Here is a 14,229-nt window from a genome sequence, read left to right on the forward strand (position 1 = left end):
CGGACGGGCCTTCGTCGTCGTTCAGCGCGGAGTTACTCCTCCAGGATCGCCACCGCGGCGGCGATATCGCCGTCGTGCGTCAGCGACAGGTGAATCTTGACCGTCGGCAAAAACTCCTGCGCCATGCCGTGCAGCTTGATGGACGGTCGGCCCCACGCATCGTTGACGACCTCGATCAACGGGTACGGATTGTCGCCGATCTGCGGCGGCCGTGCGAAACGTGATGTCGCCCAAGCTTTCAGAACTGCTTCCTTGGCTGCCCACCGTGCTGCGTAGTGCCGCGTCGGGTCGGAGCTCTTGGTCGCCGCGTGCCGACGTTCACCCGCGGTGAAGCTGTCGCGAATCATCGTCGTGCCGACCTTCTCCATCTGCTCGGCGAAGTCGGACACCGTCACCAGGTCGAAACCCACTCCCAGGATTGCCATCAGATGGCACCCGGCAGACCGGAGGAGTAGACGTCGTCCTCGCCGAGGCGAGCGGACTCGTTGAGCAACACGTTGGCCTCCAGTTCGCGTGACGCCTTGGCCGGCGTCCCGTCATGTCCCAGTCGTCGATCGTCGGGCCGTTCGTAGAGGGAGTCGCCACCCACCATCGCGGAGATCAGCCTGCGCTGACCGGCGATACGACGTTCGTTCGCCTTCGCGATGTACTCCGCACGCCGCTCGGCCGGAACGGCCTCGAGGAATGCCTGCGGGTGCACCAGCGCGATGAGTCCGGACACGTGCCCGAAGCCGAGCGAGGTGAGCAGACCCGCCCTCAGCGGAACCGAGTCACCGAAGCGCAGCGGCTCACGAGCCCACACCAAGTGCTCGAAACCGGTCATCTTGTCGTCGACGCAGTCGAGGCTGCGGTTCGGCGGGATGACACCGTTGGCCAGCACCTGGCACAGGCCGATGAGCTGCCAGGCAGCCGCTCCGCCCTTCGAGTGCCCGGTGAGGGACTTCTGCGAGACGACGAACAGCGGAGCGCCGTCCGAACGACCGATGGCCTTGGCGAGGCGGGTGTGCAACTCGGCTTCGTTGGGGTCGTTGGCTGCAGTCGAGGTGTCGTGCTTGGAGATCACGGCCACGTCGTCTGCGCTGACGCCGAGTGCGTTGAGCGAGAGCGCGAGTGCTGAATCCCTGCCGCCGCGACCGGCGCTGAGTGCGCCGAGTCCCGGAGCCGGGATCGACGTGTGCACTCCGTCGCCGTACGACTGTGCGTAGGCCACCACTCCGAGGACGGGCAGGCCCATCTCGAGCGCCAGATCGCCGCGAGCGAGCAGAATCGTTCCGCCGCCGTGCGATTCGACGAATCCTCCGCGCCTGCGGTCGTTTGCCCGGGAGAAGCGTCGATCGCTGATTCCCTTGGCGGACATCGCTGCCGAGTCCGCGGTGGCCGACATGTCACCGAAGCCGATGATGCCTTCGGTGCTCAGGTCGTCGAATCCGCCGGCGACCACGAGCTGCGCCTTGCCCAGCTTGATCTTGTCGACGCCCTCCTCGACCGAGACGGCCGCGGTTGCGCAGGCGGCGACGGGGTGAACCATCGCGCCGTAGCTACCGATGTACGACTGAACCACGTGTGCAGCAACGACGTTCGGCAGAGCCTCCTGCAGGATGTCGTTCGCACGAGCATCGCCGAGCAGGGTGTCGATGTACAGCGAGCGCATGGACTCCATGCCGCCCATGCCGGTGCCCTGAGTGTTGGCGACGAGCGTCGGGTGCACCCAGCGCATCAGTTCCGACGGGTTGAAGCCCGAGGAGATGAAGGCGTCGACCGTGGTGACGATGTTCCACAGGGCAACACGATCCACCGAACTCGCCATGTCGGGCGAGATGCCCCACTTGGTGGGGTCGAATCCGGTCGGAATCTGACCACCCACGGTACGGGTGAGCTTCATCTTGCGCGGAACGCGAATCTCGGTGCCCGCCTTGCGAGTGACCTGCCAGTCGCTCGAATCGGGAACCGGTGTGATCAGCGTGTGCTCGGGATCGGCAGCCGCGAACGACCGTGCGTCGATCTCGGTTCCGACGACGAACGTGAGGTCGTTGTCGAGGAAGATCGAGGTCATCAGCGGAGCGGTGTTACCGACCATTGCGCCGTCGTCGCCGTACGTGCGGATACCGCACTTCTCGACCACGATGTCGTGGTACTTGTCGGCGATGTCCTCCTCGGGAACGAGGTCACCGGACTCGATGTCGTACCAGCCCGGCTTGGGATCGTTCTCCCAGGCAATCAGGCCGGTGTTCCACGCGAGTTCGAGAACGCCTGCGGCAGAGAGCTGCTCGTCGACCTCCATCTCGAAGCGAGTACGCGCCGAACCGTAAGGTCCGAGCTCACCTGCACCGACGATGACGATCAGGTCCTTCGGATCGACATCGAGGGCGGGCCACGCCGGAGCAGTGGTCGGGGCGAGCCGCGGAGGTGCAGGCAGCGCGGCGATGACCGAACTGTCCACGGCCTCGTCGGCCTTCTCGGCCGCAGCAGCGGCCGCGTCGCGAGCAAGCTCGACGAGGTTGAGCTTGGTGTTGGCCAAGCCACCCGTCAGATCGGCGACGATGGGCTCCTGAGCAGCCTGACGACGTGCGTCGAGGGTGCACAGCCGCAGCAGCTCGGTCGCCATCTCCTCGGTCGACCAGGTACGGACACCTTCGGCTTCGACGGCCTCGACGATGGGATCGTTGCCGCCCATCAGGCCGGTTCCGCGAACCCACCCGATGTGAGCGTGCGCGATGGACACCCGTTCGGCCCAGTTCTTCTCCGAGCCCCACTTCGCGACGACTGCATCGAGTGCGGCCTTCGACTCACCGTAGGCACCGTCGCCACCGAACATTCCGCGGTTCGGCGATCCGGGTAGTACCACGTGCAGATGAGTGTCGATGTCGTTGTCGTAGCCGACCTTCGACAGTCCGGTGATCAGACGCTCGACCGACCAGAGCAGCACGCGCATTTCCATCTCGGCGCGAGCTCCGGCGTCGGACATCTCGCCCATGACCCGAGGTGCGGCGAACGGGAACAGCATCGTCGGAGTGGCAGCTGCCTTGACCAATGTCTTTGCGCCACCGGCAGTGTCGATGTAGTCGCTGCCGATCCACTCGATGAGGGCATCGACGTCGGTGTACGACGCGATGTTGGCCGGAACCACCCACAGCGACGCTCCGTTGCGTGCATTGTCGCGGTAGAGCGAGCGGTAGAAGCCCAGGCGCTCGTCGTCGAGCCGCGAGGTGGTGACGAAGACCGTCGCTCCCCCGGCCAACAACTGAGCGGTCACTGCCGCGGCGATGGATCCCTTGCTGCCACCGGTGACGACTGCGACGTCGTCGGCCCACTGTCCCTTGTCCTCGGATGCGACCGCGATGTCTGCGATGCGTCCGAAGGTCTCGGCGAGCACGGTCTTGTTCTCGTAGTCGGCCTTGGCCTTCCACCACTGTGCTTGAGCTGCAACGGCATTGCCTGCACCGGCGAAGGACTCGACGGCCACGTCACCTGCGGTGCCGAGCCACAACCGAGCCAGATCCTCACGGGCAGTTGCCCACCGGTCGTCGATCAGCACAGCGCGCTTGGCGTCGAACGCGGGAGCGACGAGGCGAGGCCAGTCGGAGCCGAGCTCGGCCGAAACCAGCTCCACCAGAGCAGCATCGGGGTTCTCGGCCAGCAGCGCGTTGGGTGCGTCCGCCAGGCCGAGCTGTTCGAGCACCAACCGGGCTGCGGAGGCGAGAACGCCGTCGCGACCGGTGATGTGCTCGGTGAACTCGCCCAGAGCAGCAGCGTCGACGGTTCCGCCGGCCCCACCGCCTGCTTGCGGCATCGAGACTGCGATTCCGCGACGTGCGGCCACCGCAGCTACTGCCGCATCGATGACGTTGTCGACAGCATTGCCGTCGGCGAGAGCGCCGTCGGCCAGGCCGCCGAGTGCACCGCCGCGGACCGAGGCACCGTCACGGGTGCCGAGAGCGACCTCGGCGGTGACGTGATGCGCCCATCCGTCGCCTAGTTCCCAGGATTTCTTGACGCGATCGGCGATCGAGGCCGGGCGTCGACCCGAGGGGCCGAAGACCTTGCGGAGGTGATCGTTGATCGAATCGCTGAGCACCGGGCCGAACGGCTTGTACGTACGAGCCAGCTTGTTGACCGTGCCCGAGAGCGCGCCCATGTCGGCATCGGCTGCACCGTCGATGGCACCGAGTGAGAGCTCGGAGCCGAGGTCGACGAGCAGCTGGTTACGACGTGAGGACACGCCGTCGCACAGTGCCTCGATGGTGTCGGCGGGCCCGATCTGGTCGAGCTGCAGTTTGGTCCACAGTCCGATGAGGATCTTCGTCGCGTCGGCGGCGACGAAGGCGATGTCGTCGGGACGAGGTCCACCCGACGGTGCCGCGGCCGGAGCGGGTGCTGCAGCCGGAGCGGCCGCTGCTGCGGGAGCAGCGGTTTCGGGAGCGGGAGTCGCCTCGTCCTCGTCGGCCGGAGCCGGGTCGGTATCGGTGCCGTAGACGATCGCGGCTTCGCGCTCGAGGTTCAGTACCTCGACCGGGTGCCCGAAGCGGCCGGGCAGCTTGAGAGTCTGCGACGCGAGGTTGGCCACGGTGGGTGTTGCACCGAGCCCGATCTCGACGAAACGCTCGACGCCCATACCGCCGTCGGACTCGTCTGCGAAGAGCAGATCCTGAGTCTCGATCCACCGGACCGGGCTGGCGAACTGCCATGCGAGCAATTCGGTCAGAATCACGCGGCACAGATCGCTCGGCCGTGCGGCCCACGAATCGAACTCTGCGAGAACGGTGTTCAGCGGCTCGGACGGTACGAGGTCGGCGATCTCCTGAACGAAGGCCCGGTCGAGCGAGAACGGCTTGGGCACCAGGTTCGGAATGTAGCGACCGACCAGGATCGCGGGATCGAGCTGCTCGGGCAGCAGGGTCTCGAGGCGGCTACGGAAATCGTCGACTCCACCGCGCAGAACCGTCGAGTGGAACGGCACGTCGATGCCCGGAACCATGATGTAGGCGGCCTTGCCGCCGAACTCTGCCCGGCGAATGGCGATCTTCTTCTCGAGCTCACCGAGGCCGGCAACGGTGCCTGCGATGGCGTACTGCGAGCCACGCAGGTTGAGGTTGACGATCTCGAGGAACTCACCGGACTCTTCTGCGACACCGGCGACGAAGCCCTGCACGTCCTCGTCGGCCAGGCCGATCTGGGACGGGCGGATGGCAGCCATACGGTAGTCACTGCGGCCGTTCTCGTCACGGGGAACGAGTGCGTGCATGGCCGAGCCACGCTGGAAGACGACCTCGAGAACGGCCTCGAGCGGGAGCACACCGGCAACGGCTGCCAGAGCGTTGTACTCACCCACCGAGTGGCCGGCGAGAATCGAATTCTCCACGAACGCTCCGGATTCGCGCAGTTCGGCAACCTGTGCGACACCGAGAACGGCCATCGCAACCTGGGTGAACTGCGTCAGGTGCAGCACACCGTCGGGATGCTTGTGCGTGACCCCGCGGGCCTTGAGCGACGTCGGATTGTCGCGCACGACAGCGAGAATGGAGAAGCCGAGCGCGCTGCGGGTGTGCTTGTCGGCTCGCTCCCAGATCTCACGCGCGGCCTTGGAGCGAGCGCGTGCGTCCAGTCCCATACCCGGGCGCTGGATGCCCTGGCCGGGGAACGCGTAGACGGTCTTCGGCGCGGCGGTGCGTGCGGTGGCGACCATGACCAGTTCGCCGCCGACTCGGCAGGACACCTCGACCAGTTCGGCACCCTGATCGAATCCGGTGCGGTCGACGCGAACGTCGATCTCCGCTCCGGGACGGACCATTCCGAGGAAACGAGCAGTCCAGGCAGTGAGACGACGCGGAGGAGTCTTGGTGTCCTCGTGGTCGACTGCAGTGACGGTCTGCTGCGCCGCAGCCGAGAGCCACATGCCGTGCACGATCGGGCTACCGAGGCCGGCGAGCAACGCCGCGGCATCGGAGGTGTGAATCGGGTTGTGGTCGCCCGAGACCTGCGCGAATGCGGCCATGTTGCGCGGGGCCACGATGGTGGCCTGGCGACGGCGACGGCGCGGGGTGTCCTTGGCATCGGCGCTCAGCGAACCGCCGGCGCGAGCCGGATCCACCAACTCGCCCTTGCCGGTGCGTCCACGAATGGCGAAGCGCTCCACCAGAGTTGCGACGGCCGGGGCGTCGAGACCCTCACCGAGCATGGCACCGATCTCGACGGTGACCTCGACGACGCGACCGAGGTCGGTATCGAGCACCTCTCCTGCTGCGGCCTTGACCACGAGAATCGAAGTGTCGGTGGGCAATTCACCGACGAGGTTGACGCTGTGATCGAGGTGAACCAGGTCGAGCATGCCCTCGATGACGTCGATGCCCTCGGCGTTACGGGTCGCACCGAGGACGGCGAAGACGGCGGGCCAGCAGGCACCGACGAGAACGTCGGGAACAGCTTTTCCGCTGACGGTCAGTGTGTCGGGCAGTCCGGATCCGGTGACGCCGGCATGGTCGGCGATCAGATCGGGAACCCACGCGATGTTCAGCCGCGCGACGCCGCCTTTGACGGCCGGAAGCTCCTGGCCGGCAGCAACTCCGAGCAGTGCCGACATGGCCTGCTGAGCATCCTGTGCGGTGACGACGGGAGCGCCGCCGTCGATGGTGGAGGCAGGCACCGTCAGACGGATGCGCACTTCCTTGCCCGGGGCGAGCGGGACCAGCAGTTCGACGTGCTCGGAGTCGAGCACGGTCAAGGAGGAGCCGGTCTGTGGGTGCGTCGCGACGGTGTCGGAGTCGACGGTCCAGTCGGCCGGATCGCCCAGGCGTGCAACGGGGTTCTGCGTCATACGCGAGGCCCACGTGACGTCGGGTGCTGCCAGCACGATGCCCAGCAGTCCCGGTGCGATCTCGGCGTGGCGTCGGCTGGCGATGGCCGCCGGCTCTACGCCCTCGGCGAGAAGCTGGTCCGCGGTGGCCTTCTCGAAGCGGTTCAGCAGTTCGCCCACCGGCTCGTCGACGCGAGTGATACCGGCGACGGCAACGGTTCCGGGGATGATGCAGACCTGATCGGCCGAGTAACGGGCATCGTGTGCCTGCCACAGCGAGTCACTGCGCCACCAGCGGCGCACGTCACCGTCGACGACGGGAACGAAGTTGACCGGCTTACCCGGCATGCGGCACAGCGAGGTGAAGAAGGTGATGTCGGCCGGGTGCAGAATCACGTCACCGGCGTCGGGGAACTGAGCAAGCAGCGACTTCAGTGCTGCGCGGGGACGCTCGAGTACCTCGGCGTCGGCGAACAGGGTGGGGATGGGGCCACGATCGACCGGGTGCAAGCGTGCCTCGGCGCGCTGCAGCATTTCGAGGAAGCGCGTGCGCCAGGTGACGTCGAGCCACACCGATTCACGGGCCTCGGTCACCGCATCGGTGAACTCGCCGCCACAGTCGAATTCGCTGCGTGAGTCCGTTCCGATGGCTAGATCCAGGTAGCGGCTCAGCCACTGCTGGTAGGTCATCTCGGCGACGTCGCCGAAGAACGGCTTGGCGGTGCCGTCGAGTGCGGCGATGATCTCGTCGCGGCGCTCGGCCACGGCGTCGGCGTTGCCGGCGACCTCGTCGAGCAGCCGACCGCAACGCGATGCCGCGTTGTCGATCTCGTGGATGTCGGCACCGAGCTGGCTGCGGCCGGAGGCCATTCCGCCGTTGGCGGTTCCGGCCCCGACCCAGTCGGGAGTTCCCGGCGTGTCGACGAGAAGCTGCTTGACCTCGGGAGCCGTCGTGGCTTCGAGAGTGGCCATTGCAGCGGTACCGACGAGGATGCCGTCCAGGGGCATCTTCGGGTATCCGTGCACGGCAGACCAGGTTCCGGTCAGGTAGTCCGCGGCCCGCTCGGGTGTTCCGATACCGCCGCCGACGCAGATCACCAGGTTGGGGCGCGAGCGGAGCTCGGCATAGGTGGTCAGCAGTAGGTCGTCGAGGTCCTCCCACGAGTGGTGTCCGCCTGCGCGGCCACCCTCGATATGGACGTTGACCTGGTAGGACGGAACCTCGTTGGCGATGCGGATCACGGCGCGAATCTGCGCGACGGTACCCGGCTTGAACGAGACGTAGCTGATGCCGGCCTCGGAGAGCTCCTCGATGAGAGCCACTGCCTCGTCCAGTTCGGGGATGCCTGCCGTGACGACGACGCCGTCGATGGCCGCACCCGCTGCACGGGCACGTTGCACGATGCGGCGACCGCCGAGCTGCAGCTTCCACAGGTACGGGTCGAGGAAGAGCGAGTTGAACTGGATGGCACGGCCGGGCTCGAGCAACGTGGAGAGCTCGGCGACGCGGTCGGTGAAGATGTCCTCGGTGACCTGTCCGCCACCGGCGAGCTCGGCCCAGTGGCCTGCGTTGGCTGCGGCCGCGACGATCTTCGCGTCGACCGTCGTCGGCGTCATGCCGGCGAGCAGGATCGGCGAACGCCCGGTCATCTTGGTGAAGGAGGTCTCCACGACGACACGGCCGTCGGGCAGCGTCACAGGCTTGGGCGCGAATGCCGACCATGCCGGCTGCACCTCGGGAGCGGCACCGGGAGTGAGCAGATTTCGGTGGCCGCCGCGCGAGGATGCCGCGATGATGCCGACGCCCTGTCCACGCAGCGCCGGGGTGGTCATGCGGGTGAGGAGGTCACCGGGTCCGAGGTCGAGGATCCAGTCCGCGCCGGCCTCGACGACACCGTCGATGGCGTCGACCCAGTCCACGGAATCGACGAGGATCTTCTGCGCCAGTTCGCGGGCCAGGGCGGCGTCGAGACCGCACCGCTGCGCCCAGGCGTCGACGAGCTCCACGGCGTCGTTCAATGCGGGGTGATGGAAGCCGATCTCGACCGGGAGCTGCTCGAAGACGGGTGCGAACACCGCGCCGCCGCGCTTCTTGGCATCGCGCTCACGTTCTTCCCGAGCCGCGATCTGCTCGCACTTCTCCTGCACGCGAGCCAACTGAGCCGGCGGCCCGGACAGCACGACGCGGCGACGACCGTTGCGGATGGCCAGAGCAGCGGAGCGTTCGGGTGCTCCCGGTATCTCGAGCTCGTCGACGATCGCCTGCAGACGTTCGGGCTCGACGTTGCCGACCGAGACCATCGGCGCACGGTCACCGGCACCGATGATGCCGCGGCGACGTCCGACGAGTCCGGCAGCAGCACCGACCAACTGCGCGATGGCCAGGAAGTTGGCGTCCTGTGCGCCGTCCGCGGCGACGGACTCGGCGGCGATGAGGCCCTGCGAGTGTCCGACCACCTTGACCGGCGGGGTCTGGGCGGGGTCGAGGCCCTGCAGCTTCAGCGCGCGCAACGCGGCGACCTGAGTGAGGAAGACGCCCGGCAGAGACACCGCAGCCGAGGTCAGTGCCGCTTCGGAGGGCCCGTAGGAGCCGGCGGTGTCGTCGTCGGCGAGGTCCTGCTCGAGCATCCAACCGATCGGGTCGAAGCCGACCGAGCGGACGACCAGCAGCTCGTCGGACACGGGCGCGAGCACTGCTGCGGCCTCGTTGACGAGATCGGTCAGTTCGGGCTCGAGTGCGGAATCGCGCGCGAGCTCTTCGAGCGAACTCAGCCAGGGCGCACCCTGACCACCGAACGCCAGGGCGTACGGCTCGCCCGCGGCGAATCGATCTGCCAGAGTCCGAGAGCCGCCACTGCTTCTAGGGGCTTTGCCTGCGTTGCCTGTGCTTCGCGAGCCGCGTCCGTGTGATGGTGTGCTCTCGTTGATCGTCAAGGCTGAAGATTCCTCTCGTGGACGTCTCGGGGGGTCGAGGCGTTCGCTGTGATGACTGCCGTGGTGCGTCGTGGGCAACAGGGCAAAGCGTGAGCCTGTCTTCGTCGACAGGTCTCCTTCGCGCTGCTCCAGGTTGACACAAAATCATGAGGAAATCCTCAGGTTTGTTCGGACGTCCGAGTGCTACCAGCGAGTACGTCCGCGCAAGCGCCTTTACTTTTTGTTTACCCAACTCGCGAGTAACCCGCATCGACCCTGGCGGGAGACTCGGCGGCGACGGCGAAACATGAGGGAACCCTCGCATTTTTCGTTATCTTTTTGTGATGTGATCTCGAGCACTCCACGAGCGTCCGGTGACCTGTCGGTGGGGTCGTCTAGCTTTCTCCTACGAACCGCATCCGATAGGGCGGTCGACGAACTCCGGGGGGAATTCATGTATTCATCGGTTACGGACACTTGCACGACGGGCGAGCTCGAAGCAATGCTATTGCACATCGAATCGTGTGCCTCGCAATCGAATTCACCGCACTGGACACCGGGGTGGCGCGGCGAATCCGAGGCGGCGCTACTCGACGCGATCTTCTCCGCGCGCGCTCCTTATGGAGGACCGACCAGTGGGGTGCGAGCGGTCATCGGACGGTGGCGGTCACACCGAGGCGATAACCGACTCGACGACTTGACAACCCTTGCAGAACTGACTTCGGATCCGGATCAGCTCGTGCAGATCCTGTGCAACCGTCAGCTCGTTCCAGGAAACAGCCGAACCAAGGCGGCGGCAGCAGCCGTGGCGGCACAGACGTTGATCTCGGTGGGGTTGAGCCGTTCGACCGATTTCGAGCAGCACACGAAGGAACATTTCGATGCGTTCCGCGCGATCCCTGGCCTCGGCGAGACCACCTGGGAGTGCATGCTCATGCATCTGGGCGTACGCACCGACAAGGCGACCGCACATCTGACCGCGTTCGTTGCCGACGCTCTCGAACCACTCCATCGAGACCTGGCCGCCGACATCGCCGAGGAGCGCTCCCCCGTGATTCTCGACGCCGTAGCGGACGCACTCCACGTCGATCTCGCCTCGCTCGAGCACGCGCTCTGGCGTTACCAGCACAAGCTGCGCAGGCCGCCGCAGCGTCACTCCGAGGCTGCGCTCCGATCGGCGAGCTGACTCTGCGAGATCATCACCTCTGCGAAATCATCACCTCTGCGAGATCATCACCTCGACGCCATCGAGGATGCACTCCACACCGAAACGATAGGCATGCACGGGGTCGCTGGCGGCGTCGTACGACGTCGCCGCGGCCGTCCCGATGCGGGACGACACCGGAAAACGCTCGCGCGTCATCACCCGCTCGATGACGGGTGCGGTAGCCGCCCACCACTGAGCGTCGGACATCCCCGACTGCTTCTTCACCCGATCGACGGCGGCCGAGGCTCTCGCGGTCCCCGAGACGTGAGTGAGAACCAGTGTCAACACCGAATCGATCTCGACGTCACCGAGCCCGGTACCGACGAGGGTGCGCAGCTCTGCCTCGTACTTGTCGTTGGTGTGCGGACCGAGCACCGGACGCGCACCGACGGCGTCGAGCAGCCACGAATGTCGTTGATAGAGCTCCCAATTGCGCTCGGCAACGAATCGCAACGCGGGCCGCCACCCTCCGGGAACCGATGCCGGCTCGTCGACGTGTGCATACAGATCTGCCAGGGACCGATCGATCATCAGGTCCGTCAGCTCTTGACGCCCCGGCACGTGGGTGTACAGCGACATCGCACCGACCCCCAGATGCTCGGCCACATTGCGCATCGACACCGACTCCAACCCGTTCGTATCGGCCATCTCGATGGCCGCGTCGACGATCGCGTCGACGCTCAGGCCGGTTCGGCTCGGTTTCGCGTCGACCCGCCACAGCAGTTCGAGGATGCGCGCCGGATCGAACGAGTTCTCCTTCTTCACCACCCGGCGAGCCTAATCGGACGTCGACGTGGCTCGAAGAACCGCGTCGCACGCACAGCAGCATCGGTTGTAGACTTCACCGGCACGCGCGAGTGGCGGAATTGGCAGACGCGCTGGATTTAGGTTCCAGTGTCTCAGGACGTGGGGGTTCAAGTCCCCCCTCGCGCACAACGGTCGTTCGACCCGGCTTTTCTCGAGACTCCCAGGTCTACCGGTTTCAACGTGTGAAGGTGGCTCGTATGTCCAGCGATCCCGACGACGACGCGATCTTCGCCGCAACTTCCGACGAACGACGCTCTCTCGCAAGCACTTTCGACACCCTGACACCCGAACAGTGGGACACCCCATCGCTGTGCGACGCCTGGACGGTCCGCGACGTCGCCGCCCATCTCGTGGTGCCCCTGATCGTCCCGCTCTGGCAGTTCGGACTCGCCATGGTGCGCACTCGAGGGAACTTCGACCGGGCCAATCAGATGATGACCCAGCGAATCAAGCGCAAGCACGGCGACGAATTACCCGCGCTCCTGACAGCTCACGCAGACAAGAAGTTCACCCCGCCGGGCCACGGTCCGCTGGCCCCGTTGTCCGACGTCATCGTGCACGGGCTCGATGTGTGCAGGCCGCTGGGAATCGAGCACCACGTTCCCGAGCATCGCATGGTTACGATGCTCGACTTCCTGGTGCCGGAAAGCGGTGCGGCACCGTTCAAAGGACCCGATCTTCGACTGCAGTGGCGCGCAACCGATCTGGACTGGAGTCGGGGCGAGGGCCCCGTCGTCGAAGGATCGGCGGGCACCCTGGCGTTGGTGCTGACGGGGCGCAGCAGCGCTCTCGCCGACATCACCGGCCCGGGTGCCGAGCAACTTGCCGAAGCACGGGCGAACCGTCGTCGGTCGTGAGTCGAACCCGGCTCGTCCATGGTGAGAATCACCGGCCGACCACCCGATGTGACTACCTTCGGTAGTAGTCGCTCCGGTACCGTCGAGTGGTGACCTCATCCCGCCCGAAGCGTCGACCCGCGCTCATTGCGCTGGTGATCGTGTCCGCGGCGGTATGTCTCGGTCTCGGCTGGTGGCAGTGGGAACGCTTCGAGGCGGTCGGCGGTAACGGCCAGAACCTCGGCTACGCGTTCCAGTGGCCCTTGTTCGCGGCGTTCGTCGTCTACGCCTACCGCAAGTTCGTCCGCCTCGAAGACGAGGACCAGGACGAGCCCGACGCCGGGCAGCCCGACGGACCGACCGAGGTCCCTCTCGATCTGCTCCCCCAGCGCCGCGTGGCAGACCCCGACGTCGGCGATCTGGACGACCCCGAGGCCAGGCAACTTCTCGAGTACAACAGCTACCTCGCGGAGCTGAACGAATCCCGCGGGACCGACAGGAGCACCACGTGAGTTCGGCACCGGACAAGACCAAGGCGTCCACCAACAAGACTCGGAAGATTGCGTCGGCGCTGCTGCGCTATCGCGTGCTCGCCTACGTCACCGGTATCTGGTTGCTCGTCCTCGTGACCGAAATGGTCGCGAAGTACATTTTCAAGGTCGAGAATGTGCCCAACTGGATTGCGGTAGTGCACGGTTGGGTTTACCTCGTATACCTGATCCTGACGATCGACCTTGCCATCAAGGTGCGGTGGCCGGCCGGTCGGACCATCGGCACCCTGCTCGCCGGAACTGTTCCGTTCCTGTCGTTCTACGTCGAACACAAGCGCACCAAGCAGGTCAAGGCCGACTTCGGCGTCTGACGTCAGCAGGTGATCGGCTGTGCGTTCTCCGGATCCAGCGCGTTCTCCACCAGCCGCTGCGCCAGCGGATCGTACGAGATTCCTGTGTGTTCGACGACATTGCCGGGGCATACGTCCTGCAGCACCACGTTCGTATTTCCCGAACCGGTGAGGAGCGACGCCGTGTGTGGAACGACAACCTGGTCGTATCGAGTCACGATCGTCGTGTAATCGATCCCCGCGACCGTGTCGCTGCCCTTGTTCAACCGCTCGAGCACGTCGCCCTGCACAGGTGGACCGGCGGTCGGATAGTTCGGCGGAGACAGCGCCACTATGCGCGAGACGGTGCGATCACCGCCGAGAAAGCGGGCGTAGTAGCGCGGCACCGTGCCGCCCTTCGAGTGGCCCACGATCGACACCCTCGATGAGCCAGTCGACTCGAGGACGGAATCGACGAACGTGGACAACTCCGCGGCACTCTCGGGAATCGTTCCCAGCGCTCCCAACCCGGGCACCGGCCCGGTGTTGCCGTAGTCGAGTGCGAACACGCAGTATCCGGCGTCGACCAGGGCCGGTGACAGCGACGACCAGTTCGCGTAGGAGTTCTCCAGGAACCCGTGTACCAGGATGACCGGTTCGGGATGTCGAGCGCTGGGAACGCACGAGTAATCGTTCGCGCCCGCCGGCGTCGCACCTGGATGGGCCACCGAGTAGACCAAGGCCTCGGCGAACGATCCCGCGACCGGCGCTGCCGAAGCGGGGGTTCCCACCGAACACAGGGCAGCGGCAGCGAGCACGACCGTGGTTCTCGTCAACACTGCCCGCGCCGCCACGA

Annotated in this window: 8 protein-coding genes and 1 tRNA gene; 5 read left to right on the forward strand and 4 right to left on the reverse strand. The window is 66.1% G+C overall.

Annotated elements, in window-relative coordinates:
• Nucleotides 1–32: 32 nt before the first annotated feature.
• A complete protein-coding gene (locus J2X62_RS13640; RefSeq protein WP_008715184.1) occupies nucleotides 33–425 on the reverse strand; it encodes a holo-ACP synthase in 393 nt (130 codons plus the stop codon).
• Entirely contained in the window at nucleotides 425–9,724 is a 9,300-nt protein-coding gene (locus J2X62_RS13645; protein WP_310181218.1) for a polyketide synthase, read from the reverse strand. Before J2X62_RS13645 ends, J2X62_RS13640 begins: the two co-directional genes overlap by 1 nt.
• A 676-nt stretch (nucleotides 9,725–10,400) precedes the next feature.
• Here J2X62_RS13645 and J2X62_RS13650 point away from each other — a divergent pair.
• The gene (locus tag J2X62_RS13650) at nucleotides 10,401–10,889 is read left to right on the forward strand and encodes a hypothetical protein (protein ID WP_143544786.1); all 489 of its coding nucleotides are present in this window, start codon (nucleotides 10,401–10,403) and stop codon (nucleotides 10,887–10,889) included.
• A gap of 30 nt (nucleotides 10,890–10,919) precedes the next feature.
• On the opposite strand, the gene J2X62_RS13655 is transcribed toward J2X62_RS13650, so the two are convergent.
• Entirely contained in the window at nucleotides 10,920–11,678 is a 759-nt protein-coding gene (locus tag J2X62_RS13655) for a TetR/AcrR family transcriptional regulator (RefSeq protein ID WP_032374509.1), read from the reverse strand.
• Nucleotides 11,679–11,761: 83 nt separating this feature from the next.
• On the opposite strand from J2X62_RS13655, the gene J2X62_RS13660 reads away from it, so the two are divergent.
• From J2X62_RS13660 to J2X62_RS13675, 4 genes are all read left to right on the forward strand, one after another.
• Nucleotides 11,762–11,843 (forward strand) — tRNA-Leu (locus tag J2X62_RS13660).
• A gap of 71 nt (nucleotides 11,844–11,914) precedes the next feature.
• Nucleotides 11,915–12,574, forward strand: a complete 660-nt coding sequence (locus J2X62_RS13665; protein WP_032374594.1) for a maleylpyruvate isomerase family mycothiol-dependent enzyme — start codon at nucleotides 11,915–11,917, stop codon at nucleotides 12,572–12,574.
• Nucleotides 12,575–12,663: 89 nt separating this feature from the next.
• Nucleotides 12,664–13,065: a glucitol operon activator gene (locus tag J2X62_RS13670; RefSeq protein ID WP_032374595.1), complete on the forward strand. Its 402-nt coding sequence runs from the start codon at nucleotides 12,664–12,666 to the stop codon at nucleotides 13,063–13,065.
• Nucleotides 13,062–13,415 (forward strand): DUF3817 domain-containing protein, encoded by a 354-nt coding sequence (locus J2X62_RS13675; protein ID WP_027497662.1) that lies wholly within the window; start codon nucleotides 13,062–13,064, stop codon nucleotides 13,413–13,415. The genes J2X62_RS13670 and J2X62_RS13675 overlap by 4 nt, the downstream gene beginning before the upstream one ends.
• A gap of 2 nt (nucleotides 13,416–13,417) precedes the next feature.
• Here J2X62_RS13675 and J2X62_RS13680 read toward each other — a convergent pair whose 3' ends face one another.
• Nucleotides 13,418–14,227: an alpha/beta fold hydrolase gene (locus J2X62_RS13680; protein ID WP_310181222.1), complete on the reverse strand. Its 810-nt coding sequence runs from the start codon at nucleotides 14,225–14,227 to the stop codon at nucleotides 13,418–13,420.
• Nucleotides 14,228–14,229 lie beyond the last annotated feature (2 nt).

The sequence above is a fragment of the Rhodococcus sp. 3258 genome, assembly GCF_031456475.1.
GTDB classification, from domain to species: domain Bacteria; phylum Actinomycetota; class Actinomycetes; order Mycobacteriales; family Mycobacteriaceae; genus Rhodococcoides; species Rhodococcoides fascians.